Origin of the sequence: Pseudomonas sp. S09G 359, assembly GCF_002843605.1 — a bacterium.
GTDB lineage: Bacteria > Pseudomonadota > Gammaproteobacteria > Pseudomonadales > Pseudomonadaceae > Aquipseudomonas.
Window position 1 is genome coordinate 4,122,654 of record NZ_CP025263.1, and the last position, 25,739, is coordinate 4,148,392.

Annotated in this window: 27 protein-coding genes, 1 tRNA gene and 3 pseudogenes; 9 read left to right on the plus strand and 22 right to left on the minus strand. The window is 56.5% G+C overall.

The window, feature by feature from the left end; translation table 11 throughout:
• Positions 1-36 precede the first annotated feature (36 nt).
• The 4 genes from CXQ82_RS18610 to CXQ82_RS18630 all read right to left on the minus strand — a co-directional run bounded on the left by CXQ82_RS18610 (position 37) and on the right by CXQ82_RS18630 (position 2,838).
• Positions 37-540, minus strand: coding sequence for a hypothetical protein (locus CXQ82_RS18610; protein WP_177409918.1), 504 nt, complete (start codon positions 538-540; stop codon positions 37-39).
• Between the two features lie 322 nt (positions 541-862).
• Positions 863-1,120, minus strand: coding sequence for a hypothetical protein (locus tag CXQ82_RS18615; protein ID WP_101271598.1), 258 nt, complete (start codon positions 1,118-1,120; stop codon positions 863-865).
• A 134-nt stretch (positions 1,121-1,254) separates the two neighbouring features.
• Positions 1,255-1,968, minus strand: coding sequence for a hypothetical protein (locus CXQ82_RS18620; protein WP_371917366.1), 714 nt, complete (start codon positions 1,966-1,968; stop codon positions 1,255-1,257).
• 501 nt (positions 1,969-2,469) lie between these two features.
• Positions 2,470-2,838: a hypothetical protein gene (locus tag CXQ82_RS18630; RefSeq protein WP_101271604.1), complete on the minus strand. Its 369-nt coding sequence runs from the start codon at positions 2,836-2,838 to the stop codon at positions 2,470-2,472.
• Between the two features lie 354 nt (positions 2,839-3,192).
• Here CXQ82_RS18630 and CXQ82_RS18635 point away from each other — a divergent pair, with 354 nt between their 5' ends.
• Both CXQ82_RS18635 and CXQ82_RS18640 read left to right on the plus strand, forming a co-directional pair.
• Positions 3,193-4,134, plus strand: a complete 942-nt coding sequence (locus tag CXQ82_RS18635; RefSeq protein WP_101271606.1) for a DMT family transporter — start codon at positions 3,193-3,195, stop codon at positions 4,132-4,134.
• Positions 4,135-4,278: 144 nt separating this feature from the next.
• The gene (locus CXQ82_RS18640) at positions 4,279-5,628 is read left to right on the plus strand and encodes an MFS transporter (protein WP_101271608.1); all 1,350 of its coding nucleotides are present in this window, start codon (positions 4,279-4,281) and stop codon (positions 5,626-5,628) included.
• Positions 5,629-5,638: 10 nt separating this feature from the next.
• Here CXQ82_RS18640 and CXQ82_RS18645 read toward each other — a convergent pair whose 3' ends face one another.
• From CXQ82_RS18645 to CXQ82_RS31310, 6 genes and pseudogenes are all read right to left on the minus strand, one after another.
• Complete coding sequence (locus CXQ82_RS18645) at positions 5,639-6,628, minus strand: tetratricopeptide repeat protein (protein WP_101271611.1); 990 nt, start codon at positions 6,626-6,628, stop codon at positions 5,639-5,641.
• Positions 6,629-7,044: 416 nt separating this feature from the next.
• Positions 7,045-7,293, minus strand: coding sequence for a CsbD family protein (locus CXQ82_RS18655; protein WP_101271613.1), 249 nt, complete (start codon positions 7,291-7,293; stop codon positions 7,045-7,047).
• 266 nt (positions 7,294-7,559) lie between these two features.
• Positions 7,560-8,606: a GGDEF domain-containing protein gene (locus CXQ82_RS18660; protein ID WP_101271615.1), complete on the minus strand. Its 1,047-nt coding sequence runs from the start codon at positions 8,604-8,606 to the stop codon at positions 7,560-7,562.
• Positions 8,607-8,740: 134 nt separating this feature from the next.
• Positions 8,741-8,971: a hypothetical protein gene (locus tag CXQ82_RS18665; protein WP_101271618.1), complete on the minus strand. Its 231-nt coding sequence runs from the start codon at positions 8,969-8,971 to the stop codon at positions 8,741-8,743.
• 147 nt (positions 8,972-9,118) lie between these two features.
• Positions 9,119-9,550, minus strand: a pseudogene (locus CXQ82_RS18670) (phage tail tape measure protein); the annotation flags it as partial.
• Positions 9,448-9,720 (minus strand): phage holin family protein, encoded by a 273-nt coding sequence (locus CXQ82_RS31310; protein ID WP_157832202.1) that lies wholly within the window; start codon positions 9,718-9,720, stop codon positions 9,448-9,450. The pseudogene CXQ82_RS18670 and the gene CXQ82_RS31310, both read right to left, overlap by 103 nt.
• Before the next feature lie 286 nt (positions 9,721-10,006).
• Between CXQ82_RS31310 and CXQ82_RS18680 the strand changes: the two genes are divergently transcribed.
• Both CXQ82_RS18680 and CXQ82_RS18690 read left to right on the plus strand, forming a co-directional pair.
• Positions 10,007-11,827 (plus strand): hypothetical protein, encoded by a 1,821-nt coding sequence (locus tag CXQ82_RS18680; RefSeq protein ID WP_101271620.1) that lies wholly within the window; start codon positions 10,007-10,009, stop codon positions 11,825-11,827.
• Positions 11,828-12,113: 286 nt separating this feature from the next.
• A complete protein-coding gene (locus CXQ82_RS18690) occupies positions 12,114-12,332 on the plus strand; it encodes a hypothetical protein (RefSeq protein ID WP_371917324.1) in 219 nt (72 codons plus the stop codon).
• Between the two features lie 104 nt (positions 12,333-12,436).
• On the opposite strand, the gene CXQ82_RS18695 is transcribed toward CXQ82_RS18690, so the two are convergent.
• Both CXQ82_RS18695 and CXQ82_RS18700 read right to left on the minus strand, forming a co-directional pair.
• Complete coding sequence (locus CXQ82_RS18695; RefSeq protein ID WP_218274436.1) at positions 12,437-13,006, minus strand: DUF4145 domain-containing protein; 570 nt, start codon at positions 13,004-13,006, stop codon at positions 12,437-12,439.
• Between the two features lie 445 nt (positions 13,007-13,451).
• Entirely contained in the window at positions 13,452-14,066 is a 615-nt protein-coding gene (locus CXQ82_RS18700) for a hypothetical protein (RefSeq protein ID WP_101271622.1), read from the minus strand.
• An 86-nt stretch (positions 14,067-14,152) separates the two neighbouring features.
• Here CXQ82_RS18700 and CXQ82_RS18705 point away from each other — a divergent pair.
• Positions 14,153-15,313 (plus strand): annotated as a pseudogene (locus CXQ82_RS18705) (DNA cytosine methyltransferase); the annotation flags it as partial.
• Between the two features lie 97 nt (positions 15,314-15,410).
• A complete protein-coding gene (locus CXQ82_RS32000; RefSeq protein ID WP_371917325.1) occupies positions 15,411-15,803 on the plus strand; it encodes a hypothetical protein in 393 nt (130 codons plus the stop codon).
• A gap of 76 nt (positions 15,804-15,879) precedes the next feature.
• Here CXQ82_RS32000 and CXQ82_RS18710 read toward each other — a convergent pair whose 3' ends face one another.
• On the minus strand, positions 15,880-16,272 hold the full coding sequence (locus CXQ82_RS18710) for a hypothetical protein (RefSeq protein ID WP_101271624.1): 393 nt from the start codon (positions 16,270-16,272) through the stop codon (positions 15,880-15,882).
• 244 nt (positions 16,273-16,516) lie between these two features.
• Here CXQ82_RS18710 and CXQ82_RS18715 point away from each other — a divergent pair, with 244 nt between their 5' ends.
• Positions 16,517-16,717, plus strand: coding sequence for a hypothetical protein (locus CXQ82_RS18715; protein WP_101271626.1), 201 nt, complete (start codon positions 16,517-16,519; stop codon positions 16,715-16,717).
• A 222-nt stretch (positions 16,718-16,939) separates the two neighbouring features.
• A pseudogene (locus tag CXQ82_RS18720) lies at positions 16,940-17,742 on the plus strand (tyrosine-type recombinase/integrase); the annotation flags it as partial.
• A 128-nt stretch (positions 17,743-17,870) separates the two neighbouring features.
• On the opposite strand, the gene CXQ82_RS18725 reads toward CXQ82_RS18720, so the two are convergent.
• A tRNA-Ser gene (locus CXQ82_RS18725) sits at positions 17,871-17,961 on the minus strand.
• 152 nt (positions 17,962-18,113) lie between these two features.
• Between CXQ82_RS18725 and CXQ82_RS18730 the strand changes: the two genes are divergently transcribed.
• On the plus strand, positions 18,114-18,785 hold the full coding sequence (locus tag CXQ82_RS18730) for a Bax inhibitor-1/YccA family protein (RefSeq protein WP_003174664.1): 672 nt from the start codon (positions 18,114-18,116) through the stop codon (positions 18,783-18,785).
• A 76-nt stretch (positions 18,786-18,861) separates the two neighbouring features.
• Here CXQ82_RS18730 and murB read toward each other — a convergent pair whose 3' ends face one another.
• The 8 genes from murB to CXQ82_RS18770 all read right to left on the minus strand — a co-directional run bounded on the left by murB (position 18,862) and on the right by CXQ82_RS18770 (position 25,684).
• On the minus strand, positions 18,862-19,881 hold the full coding sequence (murB, locus tag CXQ82_RS18735) for a UDP-N-acetylmuramate dehydrogenase (protein ID WP_101271629.1): 1,020 nt from the start codon (positions 19,879-19,881) through the stop codon (positions 18,862-18,864).
• Positions 19,878-20,342: a low molecular weight protein-tyrosine-phosphatase gene (locus tag CXQ82_RS18740; protein WP_101273830.1), complete on the minus strand. Its 465-nt coding sequence runs from the start codon at positions 20,340-20,342 to the stop codon at positions 19,878-19,880. Before CXQ82_RS18740 ends, murB begins: the two co-directional genes overlap by 4 nt.
• Positions 20,342-21,106: a 3-deoxy-manno-octulosonate cytidylyltransferase gene (kdsB, locus tag CXQ82_RS18745; RefSeq protein WP_101271631.1), complete on the minus strand. Its 765-nt coding sequence runs from the start codon at positions 21,104-21,106 to the stop codon at positions 20,342-20,344. Before kdsB ends, CXQ82_RS18740 begins: the two co-directional genes overlap by 1 nt.
• The gene (locus tag CXQ82_RS18750) at positions 21,103-21,288 is read right to left on the minus strand and encodes a Trm112 family protein (RefSeq protein ID WP_003174668.1); all 186 of its coding nucleotides are present in this window, start codon (positions 21,286-21,288) and stop codon (positions 21,103-21,105) included. Before CXQ82_RS18750 ends, kdsB begins: the two co-directional genes overlap by 4 nt.
• 23 nt (positions 21,289-21,311) lie before the next feature.
• Positions 21,312-22,322 (minus strand): tetraacyldisaccharide 4'-kinase, encoded by a 1,011-nt coding sequence (gene lpxK, locus CXQ82_RS18755; RefSeq protein WP_101271633.1) that lies wholly within the window; start codon positions 22,320-22,322, stop codon positions 21,312-21,314.
• Entirely contained in the window at positions 22,322-22,750 is a 429-nt protein-coding gene (locus CXQ82_RS18760) for a biopolymer transporter ExbD (protein ID WP_101271635.1), read from the minus strand. Before CXQ82_RS18760 ends, lpxK begins: the two co-directional genes overlap by 1 nt.
• The gene (locus CXQ82_RS18765; RefSeq protein WP_048728452.1) at positions 22,747-23,382 is read right to left on the minus strand and encodes a MotA/TolQ/ExbB proton channel family protein; all 636 of its coding nucleotides are present in this window, start codon (positions 23,380-23,382) and stop codon (positions 22,747-22,749) included. Before CXQ82_RS18765 ends, CXQ82_RS18760 begins: the two co-directional genes overlap by 4 nt.
• Positions 23,383-23,458: 76 nt before the next feature.
• Positions 23,459-25,684 carry a DNA internalization-related competence protein ComEC/Rec2 gene (locus CXQ82_RS18770; RefSeq protein WP_101271637.1) on the minus strand — a complete coding sequence of 742 codons (2,226 nt, stop codon included), beginning with the start codon at positions 25,682-25,684 and terminating at the stop codon, positions 23,459-23,461.
• Positions 25,685-25,739: the final 55 nt, after the last annotated feature.

Genomic DNA, 25,739 nt, shown 5'->3' on the forward strand with positions numbered 1-25,739 from the left:
CGAATCATCGGGGCGTTTTTTATTGCGCGGGACCTGTCAGCAGGTGCAGCACATCATCGGCATGCCGTTGCAGCTCATCATCATCGGCATGGCGCAGTCGTTCATCATTTTGTTCATCAGCATGCAGCAGTTGGTCATCATGGCCATGCTCATGCCTGGCATCGGCATCATTTTGCACTGCATGCCATCCGCCTGCATCGTGCACTCCATCACGCACTTCATCATCGGCATCTGCATGCCCATCATCGGCATCATCTGCATGTTCATGCCCGACATCATCGCCATGGCCTCAGCCGACATGCACATCATCGACATGTTGGCGCACTGCATCATCATCGGCATGCCGCAGTTCATCATCATCGCCATCATTTCGGCGTTGGTCTTGAACTGAGCCATGTCCATACCGGCCGCGGGTTTCATGGTGCACATCATGGCGTCGTCGGCCATTTCGCATTTCATGGTGGCCATCATCATCGGCATGCCCATCATCGGCATCATTGGCATGGCGGTGTTCATCGGCATCTGCATTGCATTCATCATGTTCGAAACTCCGTAATCGACAGGAAATGGCTAAGTTCTGGCGCCGATTCTAAAGACGCCAGGCAGCCGCGCAAGACGGCGGCAGAGCAGCAGGAATGGATGTTGGCAAACTAGCTTAGTCGATCAACACAGCCGCGCCGGATGCGATGGTTACGAAATAGACGTTATTGCGTTACGCCTATCTGCTTAATACCGAGAATAGACGCAATGGATATTCGATCCTGGAATGCCGTCCAATCGGAAGGAAATAAACGATCTAACGAAAGCGGCCCAGTTGGTTATTTGCGCAATGGCAGGACGAATACGCCAGGCACTTGGCGGTCTACTCCAGCGTCAGCATAAACTCCTGCGCCTCTGACCCCGGGAAAAAACTGAACCCGTACATTTCGTCAGCGCCAAGAATGCCACGCAGGGCATCCAGCAACTGCGCCTCTGTCGGTGACTCACGCAACAGCTTGTGCGCAGGTAATAACAGCTCGGCGGGAACGCCCTGGACACTCGCCGCATCGATGACGGCGAAGAGGATAAACCGCAGGCGTATTTCGCGATCTGTCGGCCACAGCGTTTTTCGCTTACCCAAGGTAGGGCCTCATTTTTCCGGAAAAGTCCGAGGCTATTGCGCACAGAGAGGTGTTTCAAGCGTCGAAATGCAACTTAGGCCGCTTCCTACGCAAGAAACAGAAACAGCACACCGACCGCCTGACATCGCTACCGCTACTGCACCGGCAGGAAATTCATCAGCAGCAGGCTTTGCGCATAATTGAGCCCGATACGCCGGTACCGCTCATCCAGCATCTGGGTCAACAGGTCGAGGCGCGCAACGATCTTGCCGAACTCGACGGCGAAACTGAGGTTGCTGCCCTCCTCCGAAATCTCATTGGAAAACAACAGCAACACACCATTCGCATCCTGGCGCTTGCTGAGCAACCAGGTGGCCTTCTCGATATTGCGCGCGGCATTGCTGACGAACTCTGGGTTGATCGAGTCGGTCATGTAGAACTCGGTACGGCCCCCGTGCGCGGTCACCAGCATGCTGCCGATGGCGTAGATAAATGCGCCGACGCGGTCGCCCTTGAACTCCGGGCTGAGCGAGTAACTCAACGCCGCCAGGTCACGCCGATCGCCAAGCGCAGGCAGGGATCGACGCTGCTCAATGGCTTGGCGAATTTCCCGCGCAGCCGTCACCGCATCTGGATAACCCGACTGGCGCCATTGGTTGGGGTTACGTAGATAGAGTTTGTTCATCAGCAAATACAGGCTTTGCAAGTTGTCGCGCATGCCCAGGGTCGCCATGCGATCGACGCTGGTCTGGAAGAACTCATCGGGTTTGCCATTGCTGAACTGCTTGGCAATGTCCTGCCCCTGCTGCTGGGTGCAACCGCCGACACACAGCATTAAGACGACCGCCAGCAGCATTGGCTGGCCCATCGGACGAAGCTTGAATAAACCTAACGTGCGATCCATCGGCACCCGATCTGGTTATTTGGCCCACGCGGGGAATCGGCGGGGCTGGGACAAACATAGATTGGATAAATGAAAAAAAGTGCAATGGGCCCGGCAGATAGTTGTAAGCAGCGCCTGCAGCGCACTTGAATCGGCGGCAATCGTGAAAAATTCGTTTAACGGCCTATACTCAATACAACAGCTGCGAGTGTTGTTGACGATCAAGCGCGGTTTTACGTTCCTGTGCAATCGCTTACATCGCCCGCTGCACACTCACCTGCAGCTGTACACGAGGGTCGCGGCGATGAAACATCCCATTCGAGCTCAGATTTTTGTCCAGATGATTTGCCTGCTTTCGGTGGCTCAGCTTTTTTGTTGAGGGGGTGAATCACTGCCTTCCAAGTCAGCTACGGTTGTGGCGGCTGTAAGGTATTGCCTGCTGCTGGAAAATCCATCCACTGCCACCTCCCCTTCAAGCGGTTGTCGTCAGCCACGCTCAGGCGTGAGGGCTAATACCCGGCGGCTAAACAGCGGCAAATACGCCAAACCCACCACATCAAAAAAAACCCACCCCCGAGTCCTCACTGAAAAAGCCTGAACGGCTTCGCCCGGGGACACTTCAAGCGCCTTGCTGATCGAAAGGAACGCATCAGACTGTCGCCCGGTGCTAGGCGCATACCTGGAGTCAAGCAGGCCGACCTGCAACGTACCGCAAACGTCTGGAAGACTCAGGGGCAAGGTCTCGCCAGTTGCCAGGTGACCTACAACCGTACCGTCAAAGAGAATGGCGAGTGGGATACTCCGGCCGTAGGCATTTTCGAAAAAACCGTTCTTTCGATGAATCGTGATTTCCATAAGCCGTCCTTGCGCTGCTGAGCACAAAGCGTAGCGCACCGTTTGACACCTCGCCGGCCCAACTGCGGGAACGCGTTGGTGGCTTCGAAAAGCCGTGTCTGCGGATTAACCAAGGAATTGGATTGCCGGGCAAGTCATACGACCTCTTAACTTTTATCGACCGAGTCACAACTATTCACCCCGGACGATCCATCAATAAATTCTCCTTTAAAACCCTCTCCATCAAAGATTATTCGGGCGCACTTGCTTGCCCCTTCAGCCCAAACACGCTACAAATCTCACCAGCATGTTGTACGACAACATAAAAATAAATTGCCCTCCTCGATGATGGCACTCACCGCCCGAGCTCACGCCATGACTGCCCCTGCCGCCACTCAAACCACCCCCGCCCTGTTCTCTCGCCACATCGCCGTGTTGATTCTGCTGTGCATGGGCTGCGCCTTCGCAGGCAACCACATCGCCGCTCGCGTCGCCTTCGATGATGGCGCCGGTGTGCTACTGGCTATCCTGATGCGCTCAGGTGGCACCTTGTTGGTACTCACCGTTTTGGTGCTATGGCAACGCCAACGTCTGCGCCTGCCGCCCGGTGCCTGGCGCTGGCAACTGTTGCTGGGCCTGCTCATCGCCACCCAAAGCCTGTGCCTCTACTCCGCCGTCGCCCGCGTTCCGGTCGCGCTGGCACTGTTGGTGGCCAACGTGTTCCCGATCTTGCTGGCACTGCTCACCTGGGCCTTGGGCGGCCCGCGTCCCACGGCGCGCACCGCCCTGTTGATGGGCCTGATTCTGGTCGGCCTGGTGTTTGTGCTGGACGTACCCGGCCGCCTGGCCAGCAACAGCAGCATCGGCCCGCAATGGCTGCTCGGCGTCACCCTCGCCTTCTGCGCCGCCTTTGTATTCGCCTGCGCGCTGTGGATCACCGACCATAAGTTGTCGCAGGTGCGCGGGTCCGTGCGCAGCCTGCTGACCATCTTCATCGTGTTCAGCAGCGTCAACCTCGCCGGCTTGAGCGGCGCCCTTACCGATGGCCTGAACCTGCCGGCAACCACGACCGGCTGGCTGGCACTCGCCACGCTGGTCGTGCTCTACGGCACCGGTTTTATCGTGCTGTTCATTTCGGCACCGCGCCTGGATATGCCGCGAAATGCGCCGGTGATGAACATTGAGCCACTGGTGACCTTGCTGCTGGGCTGGATCGTGCTCGATCAACTCCTCAGCGCCGGGCAGATAGTGGGCGGCGTCATCGTGGTGACGGGAATTGTGCTGCTGACTTATCGCAAGTCTGCTCGAGCGCAATAAAACCACGCTTCACCTGGCTCAATTCCTGCTTCTTCCCCTCCCATCCAGTCGTTACTGACTACGCGGGCGACTCTTTTGAACCCTGTCGCCCAGCGCCCTCCTCCGATAATCAAGCATCCCCTACCCCTCCCGAGGCCTTCCCCCATGACGAGCCCATCCACCGCACAGGTCAGCCCCCAAACATTGCGAAAGGTCATCATCGCCGCCGGCATCGGTAACTTCGTCGAGTGGTTTGACTTCGCCGTCTACGGTTTCCTCGCCACCACCATCGCCCAACAGTTTTTCCCCAGTGGCGACGCCAGCGCCGCCCTGCTGAAAACCTTCGCCGTATTCGCCGTAGCCTTCGCCTTCCGACCCCTGGGTGGCATTTTCTTCGGCATGCTCGGCGACCGCATCGGTCGCAAACGCACCCTGGCCATGACGATCCTGCTGATGGCCGGCGCCACCACGCTGATCGGCCTGCTCCCCACCTACGCCGCCATCGGCGTAACGGCACCGATTCTGTTATCGCTGATCCGCTGCGCCCAGGGCTTCTCTGCCGGCGGCGAATACGCCGGTGCCTGCGCGTACCTGATGGAGCACGCGCCCAGTGACAAACGCGCCTGGTACGGCAGCTTCGTACCGGTGTCGACGTTCTCCGCCTTCGCCGCCGCCGCGGTGGTGGCGTACGCGCTGGAAGCGTCGCTGTCCGCCGAGGCAATGGGCAGCTGGGGCTGGCGCCTGCCGTTCCTGATCGCTGCGCCGCTGGGCCTGGTGGGCCTTTACCTGCGCTGGAAGCTGGACGAGACGCCAGCCTTCCAGGCCGTGAAACAAGAGCACGCGGTCGCCCACTCGCCCCTCAAGGAAACCTTGCGCAACCATGGTGCAGCAATCTGCTGCCTGGGCGCTTTTGTGTCGCTGACAGCACTGTCGTTTTATATGTTCACAACCTACTTCGCGACGTACCTGCAAGTAGCGGGTGGGTTGAGCCGCGCGGTGGCGTTGCTGGTGTCGCTGATCGCATTGATTTTCGCCGCAGCGATTTGCCCGCTGGCCGGGCTGTATTCGGATCGAGTCGGCCGTCGGGTCACGGTGATGACGGCGTGCGTGTTGTTGATGGTAGTGGTGTACCCGTCGTTCCTGATGGCCAGTTCCGGTTCGTTCGCAGCGTCGATTGTCGGCGTGATGCTATTGGCGGTGGGCGCGGTGTTGTGTGGGGTGGTCACGGCGGCGTTGCTCTCGGAGACCTTCCCGACCCGCACGCGGTACACCGCCTCGGCGATCACTTACAACATGGCCTATACGATCTTCGGCGGCACCGCACCGTTGATGGCAACGTGGTTGATCAGCACCACGGGCAGCAACCTGTCACCGGCGTTTTACCTGATTGCGGTGGCGTTGCTGGCGTTGGCGGGTGGGCTGGCGCTGCCGGAGACGTCGAGGATTTCGTTGCATGCTGTGGGCGCCGACGAGAACGGCATAAGCACCTCAGGCCGCGTGTTGGAGCATCCATAACCCCGGCGTTTCAGCCGTGTTTTGCGCTGCTTGACTCAGCCCCCAGCGCCTGCAGTTTTTGCTCGATGTAATCGATCTGCCCAACGTCGTCGGGGTCAACCTGCCGAGCAATTTGAACGGCTTTGGTATAGGCGACACGCGCTTTAGCGGTGTCGCCTTCGGCCTCGTAAATCTCCCCCAGGTTGTAATAACGCAGCAGCACTTTAGGGTGCTGTTCGCCGAACGTTGCGATGTCACTCTTGAGTGCCTGAGTCATCAAGACTTCGGCCTTGTCGTATTGCCCCAGGCTGCGATAAAGCTCGCCGATGTTGTTCCAGCGAATGGCGACGGTCGGATGCGCGGGGCCAAAAGCGGCCATGTCGATATCCAGTGCCTTTTGGTAGAACGACAGCGCGGTCGCATAGTTTTTCTGAAGGTCGTAGACACGGCCAAGGTTGTTGAGCGCGACGGCAACCGAAGGGTCTCTGTCACCCAGCAGGCGCATTCTCAGCTCGAGGTTTTTGCGCAGATTAACGAAGGCCTCGTCATAGCGGCCCAATCGGCCCAACGAAGTACCCAGGTTGTTGTAGCTATCGGCGGTTTGCAGGTCATCTTCGCCGACTTCCGAAATGCGCATTTTCAAGGACTTTTCGTAATAGCCCAGCGCTTCCTCGGGATTGCGTCGCCGCTCGTTGAAATAGCCGAGGTTGTTCCAGTATTTTGCCTGCTGAAGAACCGTTGCCTGGCCATCCTTGCCCGCCACTTGAAGCGCCTGGGTGACCAGCCGTATCGCCTCGCGGTCATTGCCCAGGGCTGATACTGCCAGCGCCTTGACATTCAAGGTCTCGGTGTCTGTTGCGTGCACTTCAAGCACGCGATCGGCCTCCTCGATCGACGCCTGGTATTTGCTCGCTTGGTACAGGCTTTCGGCTTTGTCACTCGGCAGGGGCGTGGCTGCGGCGGATAGCACGGTGAAGAGCAAGGGCAGAGGGAGCAGGGCTTTCAGTCCGTGGAGGCGCATGGCAGTCCTTTTGGGGGGTGAGCAATGACGGAAGTTGATTCGATCTCTGCCAGATGATGATCCGGATATGGACGCAGAGCAAAGGCGGATAGAGCCCAGAGTGGCAAATCGTTCATCCCGGGCAGGTCGCGTTAGCAAAAACGCGGCGGCTGAGCTCTCCGCAAGAGCGGTATCCCAGATGCTCAGGGAGGCGATTTTCGGTCGAAGCGTCATGAGTAAGGTGGGTCATGAATCGTGGGATGAGATTCATGCTGGCCACTTCTACGTCAGTGTCGACGATTGGAAGATGTCGATATACAACAACTGCGATCAGCTCGACTAAGGCAAACAATGGCCCTCGCACTTTCCAGACAGGGCGTCATAGAGAGTACGAGGACAGGATTCGGGAAAAGCTACTGACTTTTCCCCCTCCCCGTTCAGCGGCGAAAGAGACGGTCTAGAACCAGCAGAGCAACTGCCCCAATCGCGATTGCGGCCACTGGCTTTTCTTTAACGAACGCAGATACGCTGTCCAGCGCATCGCCATAGGTTTGCGTCAACTGACCAGCAGCTTGGCGCCCGGCACCTTCAGCTTCCAGCTTCGAATCACCAAACAGTTTACCGACTGCGCTCTGCGCTTTGCCGGCAACCTTTTCTACGACGCCTTCTACCTGTTCGCTCTTCATGATTCACCAAACCTTCGTGTGTGAGTGAGTAACCCAGAAAAACCCGGGCTTGAAGTAACCTGCACAACGTTAGGTGGACGGGCGTTATGATTAGTTCAAAGTTGATGAGGCTCATAGGCAGCCATCTATCATTGAGTTGAAAACTGCAGGAAAACGGCCCCAGTTGACGATAAGCAGAAGCCCTCAGCATTACCCCATGTACTTGCTGATCACACCGTTGATCCGTCATGAACCGCACAACACTCGCAGCGAATAACGTTGCGTACTCAACCCGCTAAAATCACCTGGTTACGCCCCTGATGTTTGCCTTGATATAACGCCTGATCCGCGCGAATGAGAGCGCTTTCAAAGCTTTCGCCGCTGTGGATTTCGCTCACGGCCAGGGTGGCCGTGACAGTGAGTGGGGTGTCATTCGACTGACCTACCCATTCGCGAATCCGCAACAGGATTCGATCCGCCACAGCCTTTGCGGCATGTGCGGGTGTCGAAGGCATCAGCACCAGAAACTCTTCGCCCCCCCAGCGTGAAGCCACATCGGTGGCCCGCACATTACTGCTGATGGCTTCAGCCACTCGCTGGAGGATCAAGTCGCCCTGCTCATGGCCCAAACGGTCATTAATCTGTTTGAAGTGATCGATATCCAGCAGGATGATCGTTGATGATCCCGACTCGGCTAACTGCAGCACCTCGTGCATTACCCGGCGCCGCGTATATAGATTGGTCAGGCTATCGCGATTGGCGGTGTGGAACAGCTTTGCTTGCATTGAACGCGTAAAACGTACAGACAAAGCGGTGCAATGCAGCAGTACGCCAAGGGCAGCCAACACATTTACGATGCCAAATATCTCAAGCCATTGTGGCGCCACGCCAGAGTTGATACCAAGGTATTTACGCAAGGCGAATCCACCCACGGACACGGCCAGGATAGCCAGATAGAACAACAATCGCGGTAAGAGCGCATCCTGAAAACTGAACGCAATAATGGGGATTAAACAGTAAAGGTAAAAATAAAAGTTGCTGTCCCACCCCAGCACCCAAGTGGCCAGTAACGCGTGCAGAATAATTTCTACACTCATCATTATGCCGGTGAGGCTGTAGCGTCCTGCGCGAATAGCCTTCAGGCAGGCCGCATAAACCAGGACGCTCAATACATTACTCACCGCAAGGGAAGGTACGTGCATCACGCTAAAGATGAAGATAAATACAAAGTGAATGCAAAAGCCGAGCTGCACAATCGGCACGATATGCGCCCAGAACTGCGCGGTGGTTTCACGGAACAGTTGCGCATGATCGCTCGGCGTCAGGGTGTTCATGAGGAAGCCTCATTAAGATCACGCATCGCTGCCCGACGGAGCGGGCCAGCATTGGATTTGTATCTAGGTCATCGGCTTACATCTGATTGTCTTTAGGTAGATGGCCGCGCAGACGCTATACCGGCAAAGAGAGGTTACGGCGCAAACTCACCCAGGCTTTCGCGAGCAGTTGGGATGGCGTACTCAAGCAACTCTAGAGGGACATCCTGCTCGAAGAGGGTCACCTCAAAACGCAGCGTTTCGTCATTTCTGAATATCTCAAAGATCATGTCATTGCCGCGCCAGCACTCAATCCCCAAGCCATCATGCCCCTTTGTCACATCTGAGGCGGTAAAAAACTTGTATTCAACTCCGTGCACGACCATATCGCACCTCCCTATCTGAGGTGGCAACGATACCTCTCCCCTCTATGAAAGCGCACACATAATGCAACATGGCTGAACTGAAGCTGCTTCGTTCTACCTTTGACGATGCGCCCATCGATTCAATAACGCCGTTCATCATTGCCGGGTAACCTGCATATCCGCGAACAGATCCCCGGTACGCAAAGCCTGTTCCAGGGAGGCAATCATGGCTTTGGCTTTCTCGGGGTCAGTCTCCTTACTGATCTTCGCAGTAGCCGCAATGTACTTCTGTACCAGCTCATAGCTGGATTCCAGGGTTGATTTACCGTTCTGCAGGTTTGTATTCATCGACCCTTGGTAGTCAATCCCCGCATCCTCGTAAGCCTTGACCGTATCGCCAGAACCGATTTTCTCCATGCAGTTCTTGAGGTTGTTGGCCGCTTCGTCGGCACCGCCGGCGGTCTTCATTTGCATCTGAAGCATTGAGCCCAGTTGCGTTACCGCATCCATGCCGGTAATGCCGATGTTGCCCATTTTTGCCAAAAGGTCAGGAAACCAGCGCGCCATGTCAGCCGCTTCAAAACTGCCCGCCTGGCCCTGACACCCATCAGACCAGATGCAAGAAAGCGTAACGCCACTCGCTGGAGGATTTGGCGTAGGCCAAGGTCGCTGCCGGATGCACGAAGCATTTCTCCCGACAAACCCGCGAGGCTCAGCAGGACTAACAACCACAGAGGTACATCGGTCAGTGCCTGATGCTCGGAGTTCATCTTAAGTCCTCAAATAGGTCAGCCTCCACGTCGCTAGAGTCCGCTTTAGGCAAGGAGACAGGCGTGGGGTCGTAAACAAAAAAGCCCTGCTCAATGGCCGGGCTGAAGATAGGAACAAAAAAACCGGCTCAGTGGCCGGATTTTGAAGGCGTCTCGCTGCGTTCACAGCAATCCACGCTGCTATCAAAACAGATCTATTCCGCGCGGAAAAGTGTTTTTTCCTCTGCTCATAAAAGGTAGATTAAAGTCACGATAGCACCACCATATAGAGCATGGAAGTCGACGGATGAATGATCATAAAACCGCTTTAGATAATGAGCTAAAAAAGCCTTCTCATTTAAAGGTATACCTAGACTACTACAAGACGCTTACAAACCCTGGATATGGCGTGCTGGTAACAGGCGACTGGGGTTCAGGAAAAACGCGCCAAGTAAAAGATATATTAAAAACTGATGAATTTCATTATATCAGCTTATTTGGCGCACAGACCACAGAGGAAATTTATTCCTCTGTATATGCAAAAATGTTTCCACTACAATCCGCCGCCAAGAATATTGCCAGCTCTAGCAATGGCGCAGGCGCAGGGTCGATCAATATTGGAGGACTCGTCTCCGGCGTGGCAAACGCCTTTATACGAGAGCAAGTTAAAAACGATAAAATAATTGTATTCGATGACCTCGAACGAAGCAGAATAGAAACCAACGACCTATTAGGGGTGTTCAATAAATATATTGAACACCACCAATGCAGGGTGATTGTACTTGCGCACGACAAAAAAATAACAGAAACACTTAAAGACATAAAAGAAAAAGTCTTCGGTCAAACAATTTCTATTACTCCTCAAACATCTGAAGCCTTTGATGAATTCGCAAGCAAAATCAAGAGCTCAGATACAGCGGCGACAATCAAAAAAATAAAATCTGTTATTCTAGACGTTTTTACGCAGTCTGAAACTTATTCTCTCCGCATCCTCAAACATTCTCTAGACGATCTAACCAGACTGCTAGAACTATTAGGCCCAACACACAAAGAAAACGAAAAAGCCATAACAGAACTTAGTGGTTTTTTTCTGGCGCTAAGCTTGGAAGTAAGGTCCGGACGGCTATATGAGTCCGACCTGACAGATCGAGAAGATACAATCTCCAAACACCAAAGAGCAGTAAGCAGAAACACAAGTGAAAAGCCACCACCCATATATACTGCGTCCGAAAAGTATAAGGATGTTGATATGGGAAACCGAATACTGAATGATGAAACACTTATAAATTTACTTATAAAGGGCATTTATTCGGAAAAAAGCATTCATGAATCGCTGGATCAAAGTTTGTACTTCACTAAGGCAGCGGACCTACCTGCTTGGTTGGTTTTTATGAAGTTCGATGAATTGAGCGAAGCCGAGTCAAGTGATGCAGCGGCAAAACTCATACAACAATTCGACGCAAGAGAAATAGAAATTCCAGGAGAAATCCGGCACCTGTTTTCACTTAGATTTTTACTCTCAGAAATGGGCTTATTACCCAGGAGCTTTGATCAAATCGAGGTTGACTGCAAAAAATACATGGACGATCTCCTTTCATCGAGCAAGGTAGAACCGTTCAAAGTGAACTATAGTTTATTCGAAGACATTATGCGCGATAGTTTCGACGGATTCGGTTATTGGGTCGAGGAAAGCTACAAACAGCACTTCACAAGAGTAAGTGATTACATTCGAGAAACTCAAGATCGCGCCACAAAGCAGCACTATCCCGAAGCTGCCAAATCACTTCTCAAATTAGTATCGTCTGACGGCATTACATTTGCTGAAAAAATAAGCTACAAAAATGGGGAGTTTAGCGAGTATTCAGATATCGATATCCTGTCAAGCATTGATCCTAGCGACTTCGTGCAAGAGTGGATGGGATCACCAGCGAACAACTGGATCCATATAAGTAAAGGCCTTGTGAAAAGATATTCATCTGGCCAGCTATCATCGACACTTGCAAGTGAAAGAAACTGGATAAAAGAGGTTATTAACCTATTAAATGGAGAAGAAAAAAAATCTAAAGGAATTATAAAAAAAAGAATCAGCCGCGCTTTATCTCTAAATTTAAGCTCGATATCACTCTAAGTACAAATCCAAATACTCGAGTAAAGGCTGAGCTGATCAGCGGCCTTTACTCATGAGAACATTATGCTGCAACTCGCAGAAGGTTTACAGCACAGTCAATCCAAGCAGCACCTGCCCTAGCCAGCTCTCTCGTTTTACCTTCGCTAAGAAGATCAACATCGAAGGGTGGTCGCAGTGATCAGCGTGACCTCATAAAGCGTATCGGCAACCAGAAGAACGCTGCACTGGGCGTCGAGAAATTTACCATTGAGGTGACAGGCGCGTTCAAGCCGACCTCAAGCGCCTGATGAAGCAGCACCGCTTCAACAACCAGCATGAAGTATTTCAAAATCTGCTACGCAACTTGATCGCCGCCGACTTCGAAACGGCGCCACAGATGCTCAAGTGTGTCACGACACCTTTTGTTGTCACTGAAAAGGTGTCGCAAATCATACGAGCGATGGGGCTTAAGTTACTTGCCGAGGATCCATCTGAGCCCGACGACGAAATTAGACTTTCATTTTAGAAATCACTTTTTGCCTTCTGCAGCGGCAACTATTCTCGCTAGATGCTGCTGTCTTTTATATCGAGCAATATACCAGTCTTTAATTAGAGTCTCGATCAGCTCGATCAGGAGCTGGGCCTCGGCGGTTCGACATCAATAATCTCGTTGATATCTTTCTCCATATGAGCCCCAATATTTCCGATCTGCCGGACTGCGTCAATTGCAGCCCAAGTATCCGGGTCCACCTCATCCCTAAGCGCATCGATTTCATCAACAAGACGCTTCTTAACGATGCCTTTAAAATCTCTTATTATGCCCTGAAGACATCTACGAGAAAGCGTTGCTGATGCTTTAGGGCTTAAGTTCCTTATCTTACAAGCCTCCTCATAATCTTGACGGATGGGCGCAGGCACATAATCGGGAAAAACCAAAGCCAAACTAGAAGGTCTAAGTAGCCACTCCTCAAAAACTTTACCAAGCTTGAAACTCCCGCCCTCACTCACGCATCGACCGAACGTGGAGTTTATAGCGACCTCCCGACAATCGGGATTGGGGCAAACAATCGATCTAGTAACAATCCTAAGTGGCCCATCGAACTTATTATTATCATCAAAATTATAACCAGAAACTGTAACATTCTGGTTAGTTAGCGTTGAATTATTCCCACAAAATGGGCATTGCCAGTTTTCCGCCATAATGCGTCCCCTAAACATGAATCATCTTTGTACCAAGAAAAACGACAGTAATCAAATTTACACTATTGACAATTGATAGCCGCACCTAACTGGAGATAATCCATGAGCCACAACTGCGAATACGTTAGGCAGAACTACTAAATACCCGCCGAAATCGGCCGCCGCGTCATCGCCTACGGAAAATCTGGCGTCATACTGGCTGATCACGACCAGTAAGCCGAGCACTTCATTAAGCTGGATCGAAAGCCCCTGATGTACCGCGACATGCAGATCAGGGCCAAGTCTGTGCTAGTGCACTCTAAGGACAAACCGATCAAAACTACCAAAACGCCGGCCGTGAAGTTTTGAAGCGCTCGCCAAAGCAAGAAACTCCGGCAACCGCTTGATCCACTTCAAATATGCTTGCTGGATTACCACAAAATTATCGAGAAATGAAAAGTTGAATTCAGAACGCGCTGAACTGCTCGTACGTTGGGGAAATCGACCACGCCACCTCGGCGCTGACAGTTGGGGCTGGTCGATCCATACTTCTATGATATTTAACTAATGGTTCGTACCGTTCATCAAACGTTTTTCGTATCTTCAATAAATTCATAGCAAGATCCTGCTGCTTTTCCAACAAGTCAGGCAAAAACAATACTCTTACCGTACCGTCTTCTATAAATGAGACGTCTCGAAAGCTAGTACCATCCGTCCAAATGGCGTGTCTTTCTGCTTCGATATAAAAAGACCCATTATACCAAATTCTATAGCCGCAAACTATGCGACCGCCGTTCAACCTTGCATACTCCGCAACGTTTAGATCACAGCATCCAGCTCGACTCCATGGCTCTGGCTCAGAATCAATGAAAAAAGGGGCTTCTGAGCTAATCGAGCGGCAAAACTCAATTACATGTTGATTAATATCGGAGGGCGTATCGAGAGTATCAAATAAAACTCCGCTCCCCATCATAACGTCAGCAAAACTAATTGCCGGTTGGTGAACGGCCTTAGGACGAAGTTGCTGTTTTTTTTCTTTCTTCTTTCGTGCGTCACGTTTTACTTTGCTGTTCTGCCCCATCCTTGCTTCTCCTTTCTCCGGTCCATTTCCGGAGCGAACACAAATACCTCAATTCGATCAATCACGCCAGTAGGCGAGGATTCCGCATGGGAATTATCTACGGTTCGATCTGCTCGTGCATCGAAGCTGCTACACAAGCTTGGCATCCGCTAGGCATGCGAGCCGCCTGATTCGCCGAAATTGAGCCGTCCCCTTCGACAGTCCTGGCGCACCACTACTCCGACGTACCGAACCACGGCGACATGACCAAGCTGGCCGCCATGGTACTGGCTGGCAAGATCCCGGCCCCGGACGTGCTGATCGGCGGAACCCCATGCCAGGCCTTCTCGTTCGCCGGCATGCGCGAAGGCGTTACCGACCAACGCGGCGCACTAGCCATCAAATACGTGGAGCTTGCAGATGCATTTGACTATGTTCGCGCCGGCCAGCGAAACCCCGCCAGCGTTATCGTCTGGGAGAACGTCCCCGGCGTCCTCAGCGACAAAGGGAACGCCTTCGGATACTTTCTTGGCGCGCTTGCTGGGGAAGGCTGCGAGCTACAGCCTCCAGGGAAGAAATGGCAGGACGCTGGTTGTGTGTATGGACCCAAAAGAACAATCGCGTGGCGGGTCCTGAACACCCAATATTTCGGCCTGGCCCAACGACGCCGTCGTGTGTTCGTTGTCGCAAGTGCTTGAGACGGGTTCGATAACGCCGAGGTACTGAAGGCGTGCGCCGGGATTCTGCGTCGAGCCGGGGCCAGGGGCAGGACGTTACCGGAACAGCTCCTTTCGGCCCTGCGCTCCAGTGCAGAGACGGATGTGAGTACGTCTTCCCCGAGCAATTAGGTGCCTATGGCTGCCCGAGCTGCGAAGGCGACTTCGGGCCAGCCGTATCGATGTTCGGCTGTATCCCGGCCTTCGGCGCCGGTCGTATGTCAGGCTCTATCGAGAAGTCCGGCACTCTAACCCACCATGAGGGCCGCAACGACCTGGACAGCGAGACGTTCTTTGTTCAGGACAAACCAGTAGCCGCGCTGACAGCGAACGGTGTTGGTACTTGCGGTGCTGACGACAACCAGGCCCAGGCCGGGCATTTGATCGCAGGCATATTAAACGCCAATGGAAAAGCCGCCGGCAGTGCAACCAACGAAGATGCCGAGTCGGGACTGCTAGTAGTACATGGCACCCAAGACCCAGGTGTCAGCGATAAGCTTGCCTTTGCCCTGGGCAGGAACAACGGCCAGGAAAATGCAATGCTGGCTTTCTCCTGCGAGGATCACGGCGTCGACGCAGGAGAGATCGCCCCCACGCTGCGCGCCATGAATCACTAAGGCAGCCATGCCAATGCCGGCGCCAGGTGGCAGTGTGCATCACCGGCGACATCACCCACACGCTGAAAGCTGAAGGGTTCGACGGCAGTGAGGACGGCACCGGGCGAGATCAGCCGATTGTGGCTGCATTCGCCGAGTACTCACGCGCCGAATTGCGATACGAAGATGGTGACGGCGGAATCGCTGGAGCCTTGAGCGGTGGCGGCGGCAAAGCAGGTCAAGGAATGCCATCAGCTCAGGTTGGTTCATCCGTCCGCCGCGTTATTCCCCATGAGTGCGAGCGCCTCCAGGGCATGGCAGACGACTACACCCTGATCCCTTGGCGCGGCATGCCAGCCAGCGAATGCCCAGACGGGCCTCGCTACAAGGCGATCGGCAACAGCAAGGCGTCACCGTGGTTCACTGGATCGGCCGGCGGATCCTGAAACAACTCTGAACTCCCCACTCCACAGCTCGGGCATGGCTCGGCAAGGACTCTCCCTACCTAACAATAAAGCAGTGCTATCTAGTTTTTTCTGAAGATCGTCCAATCTCTTCTCGAATAGGCATGGTCCAGTCGGAGGGCCGCCTGTCGTAGGCAGAGTCTTTCTTCGGATAGCCATTGATTCCAAAGCCGACTAGATAAACTGCAAACGCAAAACCGGCCAAAACTGCCCTCCATGTAGGCGAAGCGTCTTTGGCGAGCCCTCCAGGCCCGATTGCAACCCAGCCGCCAAGAAGATAAGCGAACACAGCTTGACCAAACCAGGCTTGCAGCATGAGCACGGTCCAGAAGTTTCTCCAGTCCCCCACGAACCTTACAGTCGCGCTCACCAGCGATGCGGCAACCATCAACAGTAGTATCAAGTACCGGTAGCGTTTCAATAACCTCGGAGCGCCATTTTCCATGTCCATTCAGTTAATTCCCTGACCAATCAGGAGGAGCCAACGGCATGGCCTCATCTGCCTAAATCAATGCGCCAAAAAGTGCTGAATTTATGTCAGGGGATGAAGAAACTGACAATGCAAATATCGGCATGACGATTGTGAGTGCCCATGATCTGGTGGTAAGGGAGTATGCCGTGATACCAACCTCTCCCAAGCTGATGTAAAAAAGTACCATTGCCTCTTCAGGCCTTCACTGGATTCAGACCAACACATGCAGATCATCCGCACTGGAACGGTTTTAACTGGCGAATACGCCGGTTGGACGATAGAAATTCAAGATGATCGCGCAGGTGAAACTGGTGGTTATTACCTGTTCTTGGTGCAGAACGAATCAAATGGTTTCGATTCTTGGTTTGAACTCATAGAGCAGTTGCAGCAACAGATTTCAGAACTCGACGTGCTCTGGAAGTAGCATCACTCCTACGTTTTACCTCGCCTTCCCCCCCTTCAATGTCAGCCGCTATAGCGGCAAGGACGAAGTCATGCCTGCACAAAAGCCAATCATCACGTTCGACGCTCCTGAGGCAGCCAGCTTGCAACGGTAACCGGCTGGGTTTCCACTGAAGGCCGTTTTTTCGGCGCAGACGAGAATCTTGCCCGCTATTGCGGCGCAACTCATCGCAGCTGTGATGTGAAGGCACCAAAGACGCAGAGCGACAACATGCTGAGCTTGAAGCAGCTGCGCAAAGCCTTCTGCGATGCGCCCATCGACGCGGTAACGCCGCAGATCATCGCCCAGTATAGAGACGGCCGCACCGCCGAGGTTCGAGCCAACCGTGAGATCTCCCTGCTCTCGCACATCTACAACATCGCGCGGGAATGGGGGTTAACCGAGAACAACACTGCCGCCGGCGTGCGCAAAAACAAAGAGGCACCGCGAGACTTTTATGCGCCCGAGGAAATCTGGAGCGCGGTGTACGGCGTCGCCGCCTCAGAACTACGTGACGCGATGGACTAGCCTACCTCACCGCCCAGCGACCGGCCGACACGCTGTCCATGCGATAGGCTGACGCCGTTAACGAGTTCCTGCTGGTGTACCAGGGCAAAACATCCAAGAAGCTGCGCATACTTCTGAACCCTGCGGGCGTACTCAATGACATGGGGGCCCTGGTTGCAAGGCTGATAGAGCAGAGACGCACACGCGGCGTTCGGAATCCCTACCTGATCATCACTGAGGATGGCCGGCAGGTGACCAAACACATGCTTCGCCTTCGATTCGACGACGCGCGCGACAAGGCCATCGCTACGGCCAAAGAGAAAGGCGACGGGGTATTAGCAGCCAGTATTCGGCACTTCCAGTTCCGTGATATTCGCCCGAAAGCCGCCAGCGAGATCCTTGATCTGGGGGATGCAAGTCGACTGCTGGGGCACACGGACAAGCGGATAACCGAGACTGTTTATCGACGGGTCGGGGAGATCGTGAAGCCCACCCGATGACTCCAAAATTTGAAAGAGTTGCGGAAACCGCCCGAAATGATGCGGAAACGATCAGGCGCTTAACTAAAAGCATCTCCGGAGGCCAGAAACACAAAAGCCCCGCAATCGCGGGGCTTTTGTTTGAATCTTGGCGGGAAACCAGGGATTCGAACCCTGGAGACGCTATTAACGTCCGCCGGTTTTCAAGACCGGTGCATTCAACCACTCTGCCAATTTCCCTTATGCATCACAGGATTATAGTAGCTCATCCCGTCTCAGCGGGCGCCATAATACCCGAATGAAACACACTGTCAAACTCTCGCCATCGCTTGTTACAGAGCGTCTGTTATGATCCTTGCGACTGAATGTTTCGAAACCGAAGGAGTGTCGCCATGCGCGAACAGAATTACGCAGTGAATGGCAACGCACAGGCTGAGCAGCTTGAAGTCAGCCGCGTGTTGCGCAACACCTATGGCTTGCTCGCCCTTACCCTCGCCTTCAGCGGTGTAATGGCGTTCGTGGCCCAGCAGATGCGCGTCGGCTACCCGAATATCTTTGTCGTGCTGATCGGCTTCTATGGCCTGTTCTTCCTGACCAACAAGCTGCGTGACTCGGCCTGGGGCCTGGTGTCGGCGTTTGCCTTGACCGGTTTCATGGGCTTTATCCTCGGCCCGATCCTCAACCGTTACCTCGGCATGGCCGGCGGTGCGGAAGTGGTCAGCTCGGCGTTTGCCATGACCGCACTGGTGTTTGGTGGTCTGTCGGCCTACGTGCTGATCACCCGCAAGGACATGAGCTTCCTGGGCGGCTTCATTACCGCTGGTTTCTTCGTGTTGCTGGCGGCTGTGGTCGCAGGCATGTTCTTCCAGATCAGCGGCCTGCAACTGGCGATCAGCGCGGGCTTCGTGCTGTTTTCCTCGGTGTGCATCCTGTTCCAGACCAGCGCGATCATCCACGGCGGTGAGCGTAACTACATCATGGCGACCGTCAGCCTGTATGTGTCGATCTACAACCTGTTTATCAGCCTGTTGCAGATCTTCGGCATCATGAGCCGCGACGACTGATTCATAGCGGTATAAAAAATGCCCCGTATCGAAAGATACGGGGCATTTTTATTTGCACATGATTAACGCCAGGGCATCAGTACTGGTTGGGTTCCATCTCCAGGTCAACCTTGAAGCGCTCGGCGATATCCCGTTGGATACGCTGGGCCAGGTCAGCAATCTGATGCCCTGTGGCGCCGCCATAGTTGACCAGCACCAGCGCCTGCAGCTTGTGCACACCGGCGTCGCCTTCACGAAAGCCCTTCCAGCCAGCCTTGTCGATCAGCCAGCCGGCAGCGAGTTTCATTTGCCCGTCGGCCTGGGGGTAGGCCACCAGATCCGGATACAGGCCTTGCAGCTCAGCGGCCAGCGCCTGGGATACCAGCGGGTTCTTGAAGAAGCTACCGGCATTACCCAGCTCGGCCGGGTCTGGCAGTTTTTCGCGACGAATGCTGCAGATGGCCCGGCTCACATCACTCGGCGTGGCCTCGGTGATCCCCTGCCCGGCCAGGCGCTGTTGCACCGGGCCGTAGTCGAGCTTGAGATGGCTGGCACGGCTCAGGGCAAAGCGCACCCGCAGGATCAGCCAGCGCCCGGTTTCGTGTTTGAACAGGCTGTCACGGTAGGCGAAGTTGCACTCCTCCAGGCTGAAGTCGCGCAACTCACCGGTATGGCGATCCAACGCGGTCAGCCCGGCGAATACATCCTTGATCTCCACTCCGTAGGCGCCGATGTTCTGCATGGGGGCAGCGCCGACGGTGCCGGGGATCAGGCTGAGGTTCTCCAGGCCGCAGAAGCCCTGCGCCAAGGTCCACAGTACAAACGGATGCCAGGCCTCGCCCGCTTCAGCCTCAACCACCACCTGCACGCCGTCATCGTGCAGCAGCCGGATGCCTTGGGTGGCCATACGCAGGACCAGCGCCGGCACATCCTGGGTCAGCAACAGGTTGCTGCCGCCACCGATCACCAGCAGCGGCAGGTCTTCAGCGGCGGCGTAGGCCAAGGCCGCGCGCACATCGTCGTCGCTGTGGGCTTCGGCGAACAGTTGCGCGCGCACGTCGATGCCAAAGCTGTTGAATGGCTTGAGCGATACCTGCGAGAGCACCTGCAAGGTCATAACCGCCCCTTCAATTCGATCACCAATAAATCACAGGCCCGCTCGATCAGGTCCAGGACCCGCTCAAAGCCTTGTTCGCCTTCGTAGTAAGGGTCGGGTACTTCGTACACTTCAGCATCGAAGCGGCGCAGGAACAGGTCCAGCTCGGCCTTGCCCTGGCCCGGTTGCAGGGCCTTGAGGTTGCGCAGGTTGCTGTGGTCCATGGCCAGGATCAGGTCATAGCGCGCAAAGTCGGCACGGCTGACCTGCTGGGCACGCTGGGCCGACAGATCGTAACCGCGCACCAACGCTGCACGCTGGCTGCGCTGGTCCGGCGGGTTGCCGACATGCCAGTCACCGGTTCCGGCAGACGCCACGTCTACCCGCCCCGCCAAGCCTGCTTCGCGCAATTTATGGCGCAGCACACCTTCGGCCGTGGGCGAGCGGCAGATATTGCCCAGGCAGACAAACAGAACCTCCATCACGCCCCCAGCAGGCGGCGGACGCGCTCGAGGTCTTCCTGGGTGTCGACGCCCGCCGGCGGAGCTTCCAGGGCATCGCCCACGTGGATGCGCACGCCATGCCACAGGGCACGCAGTTGCTCCAGGGATTCGGTGTTTTCCAGCCAGCACGGGCCCCAGCTGACGAAGTCATGCAGGAAGCCGGCGCGGTAGGCGTAGATGCCGATATGGCGGCGGTACGGTACGCCTTCCGGCAATACGTCGCGGCTTTTGGCGAAGGCATCGCGCGCCCAGGGCAAGGTCGAGCGGCTGAAGGTCAGCGCCAGGCCATTGATGTCGCTGACCACCTTGACCACGTTCGGGTTGAACAGGGTGTCGATGTCTTCGATTGGTTCGGCCAGCGTGGCCATGCGCGCTTCACCATGGGCCGCGAGGTTGGCGGCCACCTGGTCGATCACGCTTGGCGGGATCAGCGGTTCGTCACCCTGCACGTTGACCACGATGGCGTCGGGCGCCAGGCCAAGCTGGGTGGCCACTTCGGCCAGGCGGTCAGTGCCGGAATTATGGTCTTCGCGGGTCAGTACGGCTTCAGCGCCGAAGCCTTTGCAGGCCTCGATGATACGCGGATCATCGGTGGCCACCACCACGCGCTGGGCGCTGCTTTTGCAGGCCTGTTCCCACACCAGCTGAATCATCGGCTTGCTGCCGATCAATTGCAGCGGCTTGCCCGGCAGGCGTGTCGAGGCATAGCGGGACGGAATGACAACGGTAAAGGCTGTAGTCATTTATCCAGGCGCTCATCGGTGGTCAGGGTGCGGGCTTCGCTTTCCAGCATCACCGGGATGCCATCACGGATCGGGTAAGCCAGGCCTGCGCCTTTGCTGATCAGCTCGGTTTTGTCGGCGCTGAGCTTGAGCGGGCCTTTGCAGATCGGGCAAGCGAGGATGTCGAGCAATTTGGTGTCCATGAGTGTTTCCTGGATAGCAACGTTTAAGGCAAGAGTCGGGCGGGCAGCAGACGCATCAACTGCGTGTCGAACCAGGCGATGAACGCCGGCGACGGCACGGCATCCACCGCAAGGTACCACCAGTCGGCCTGGGCAAAGGCGCGGCACTTCACCGCGTCCTTCTCGGTCATGACCAGCGGCAATGCCGGCGTAAAATTCAAGACCTCGGCGCTGTACGGCGCGTGGTCGGCAAAAGCATGGTGTATTGGCTGCCAGTGTAGCGTTTCAAGGGTATTGAAGAAACGTTGCGGGTTGCCGATGCCGGCGACCGCATGCACCCGCTGGCCAGCGGGAAAGTAATCGACCGGCTGGCGCTCGCCGGTGTGCAAATTGACCAGTGCAGACGGTTGCAGGCGAAAGGCAAAGCCATCCTCACGATCAGCCGCTGCGCCGTTATAAAGCAGCGCATCGACGCTGTGCAGACGCTCCACCGGCTCACGCAGCGGCCCGGCCGGCAGGCAACGGCGATTGCCCAGGCCACGGGCGGCATCAATCAGCACAAGCTCCAGGTCACGGGCAAGGCGGTAATGCTGCAAGCCGTCGTCGGAGAGGATCAGGTCGAGGGGTTCACTGGCCAGCAACGCCTTGACCGCGCGACTGCGGTCGGGGTCGATCATCAGCGGCACGCCGCAGCGCTGCACGATCAACAAGGGTTCATCACCCGCGACCGCGGCGCTTTGATCGGCCTCGACCCGCCACGGCAACTGTGGAGGCTTGGCCCCATACCCGCGACTGACCACACCGACGCGCAACCCGCTGCGCCGACAGTGCTCGATCAACCACAGGATCAGCGGCGTCTTGCCGGTGCCGCCCACGGTGATATTACCGACCACCACCACGGGCACCGGCGCCTGATAAATCTCGCCCTCGCCCGCCACGAAACGCGCACGCTTGCCCTGCACCACCCGACGGTACAGCGACTCCAAAGGCCGCAACAGCAGGAGCGCTGGATGCCCCTCGTACCAGGCCTTGAGCAAACGATCAGACATGGCCATCAGGGTTGGCTCGCTGCCTCGACGGTGGTCATGCGCAGATGGCTGAAACCGAGCTTGCCGGCGGCATCCATTGCGGTGATCACGGCTTGATGCTGGGTCTTGCCGTCAGCGCTGATCGACAGTGGCATCTTGGTATCGCCGCCGGATTCTTTCTGCAGCGCGTCCATCAGGCTGTTGAGGTCGTTTTTCTCCAGCAACTGGTTATTCACCGAATACACCCCGTCGGCGCTGATGGCAATATCCAATTGCTTGACTTGCTGGTCTTCGGCCGGGGAACCGCTCACGGCCTCCGGCAGGTCTACACGCAGCTCGGTCTGCCGAGTAAACGTGGTGGTGACGACAAAAAACAGCAGCAGGATAAACACCACGTCGATCAGCGACGCGAGGTTGATATCGACATTTTCCCGTTGCTTGCGGCGAAATTTCACGCTTTGCCCTCGACCAGGTCCACGTCACGGTCGCCCTGTACCACTTCCACCAACTTGATGGCCTCCTGCTCCATGCCCACCACCAGCTCATCGATGCGCCGTTGCAGGAAACGGTGGAAGAACACCGAGGGAATACCGACCATCAGGCCCGCAGCCGTGGTGATCAGCGCTTTGGAAATACCCCCAGCCAGCACGGCGGCGTTGGTGGTCATGCCCGAGCCCATGAACGAGCTGAAAATATCGATCATGCCCAGCACCGTGCCCAGCAGCCCAAGCAACGGCGCCATGGCGGCGATGGTGCCGAGGGCGTTGATATAGCGCTCCAGCTCATGGATTACCCGGGCGGCGGCCTCTTCAATGCATTCTTTCATGATCTCGCGACCATGCTTGGAGTTGGCCAGGCCGGCGGCGAGGATTTCACCCAGCGGCGAGTCGGCCCGCAGTTCCTTGAGCTTTTGTTTGTCCAGCTGCTTGTTCTTGATCCAGCCCCAGACCTGCCCCAGCAGATGCTCAGGGGTAACGCGACTGGCGCGCAGGGTCCACAGGCGTTCGGCAACGATGCCGAGTGCGGCGATGGAGCTCATGATGATCGGCAACATCATCCAGCCGCCGGATTTGACCAATTCCCACACAGTGAATGTCCCCTCGAAAAAGTGCGCCACTTTACCATATAGGTTCGCCGACGGGGCTCGTCGGCCATCCCCGTGGCTACGGTAACCGTTCGCGCCAGAACCTGCGTTGACTGCGCGCAACAACCGGTGGTGCAAACGTGCCCAGTTGCACCCGCACGGCGCCCTGCTCGGCGCTGTCGTAGACTTGGCTGGCCAATGCCTGATAGCGCGCCATCACCTGCGGATGGGGATGGCCGAACGCGTTGCCACGCCCCCGCGATATCAACACCGACTTGGGTGCCAGCCGCTGTAGAAACGCCCAGGAAGAAGAACTGTGGCTGCCATGGTGAGGGGCTTGCAGCCAATCGGTCGGCACCGCCAGCGGCGAGGCAAGCAGGGCCAGCTCGGCGGCGCGATCGATATCGCCGGTCAGCAAAAGGCGCTCACCATTGGCTTGCACCTGCAAGACACAGGACTTGGAATTACCGTTAGTCGCGCCAGGCCATTGCCATAGCTCGAATGACACGCCGTCCCACTCCCATTGCTCACCGCTGACGCAGGCTTGTGTATCGAGAAACCCTGGCAGGCCCTCGGTCTCCCCGCCCACCACGCGCTTGATCGGCAACCCTTTGGCAATTGCCGCCGCACCGCCGGCGTGATCGGCATCGGCATGGCTGAGCAACAGCATGTCCAACGCCCCCACTCCAAGCTTGCGCAATGACGGCAGCACCACCCGCGCGCCGAGGTCGAACGCCCCCGAGCGCGCGCCCGCGTCGTACAGCAGGGTGTGATGGCGCGTGCGCAGAATCACCGCCTGCCCCTGGCCGACATCCAACTGCACCACGTCCACCTGCCCGTGGGGCACCAGCGTGCGCGGGGGGAACACCGCCAGTAGCAAAATAGGCAAGCCCAACCAGCGCAACGGCACGCCTTTGGGCAGCAGTAGCAGCACCGCCCCCAGCAAGCTCACCGCCCAATACCCCAACGGTACTTCGGCGGGAACCCAGGCGGGCAAATGCCCGGCTAGCCATGCCAGCGCCTTGAACAGGCCGTCCAGCGCACCGCCAGCCAGCCACAACAAACCTTCCCCTACCAACGGCAACGGCAGCGCTGCGACCCCCAGCAACGCCAGCGGCAATACCACCAAGCTGATCCATGGCACCGCAACCAGATTGGCCAGCGGCGCACTCAGGCTGATGGGCAACCCCAGCACCAGCAACATTGGAAACAGCCCAATGGCGATCAACCCTTGCGGCCGAGTCCACGCCTGCCACACGCTCCACGCCCCCAGCCGCCCGGCAAACGCCAGGATCAGCACCGCCACCGCCGCAAAGGACAACCAGAAGCCCGGCTGCAGGCTGGCCAAGGGCTCCAGGATCAGCACGGCATTGAGCGCCAGCAGCAACGGCCACCAGATACCCAAATGACGAAAGCGCACACGCCACAGCAGCACCAGGCCGACCATCACGCAGGCACGCTGCACCGGCACGCCAAACCCCGCCAGCAAGCCGTAGCCCAGCGCGGCGACGAACGCCAGGCCACACGCCCACGGCAGCCACGGCCAGGTTCGTGGCCAGCAACCATACCGCGCAAGCCCCGCGACCAGCGCGTAGACCAGCCCCGCCAGCAAGCCGATGTGCTGACCGGAAATCACCAGCAGGTGCACGGTGCCGGTGTCCTGCAATACCTGCCAATCTTCGGCGGCCAATCCGGAACCGTCGCCCAATACGAGTGCCGCCAAGCCCGCCTCGCGACCTTGGCCATTCACGGCCATCAGGCGCTGGCGAACAGCGTCGCGCCAGGCATTGCGCGCGGGCGCCAGGCGCTGGCCGTCCTTCACCGAGCCGGTGGCACCGATGCGCTGGGCCAGCAGCCAGGCTTCCTGATCGAACCCATGGAAATTGAGCAGGCCGGCGGGCTGCTTGAGGGTGATTGCCAAGCGCCAGCGTTCGCCGCTGCGCACGTCCGGCCCGCTACGCCAGGACACGCGAATGCGTTTGGGCAGTTGCGCCCTGCGCGCGTGGCTGTCGGTCAATTCAAAACGCACCCCGTCGCCGGTGCGTTGCGGCAACCCGGTTACCCGCCCTTCCACCCAGCGTGTCTGGCCGTCCAGCGCCGGCCGCAGGCGATCATCCAGGGCCCACTGCGCGCTGATGCAGGCCCAGCTCAGCCCCAGCAGGAAAAACGCCAGTGGGTAGGTGCGAAACGGCAACAGCATCAGCGCCACTACCAACAGCACCAGCAACCACCCGACAGACGGCAATACCGGCAGCCAACGCAGGGCCAGCAGCCCCAGTGCAAGCGCGAACATCCCTGTCTTCATGAATCATCCTTTTCAAGTGATCCACTCAGTCTTAGTCGGGTGTGCGGTACGCCCT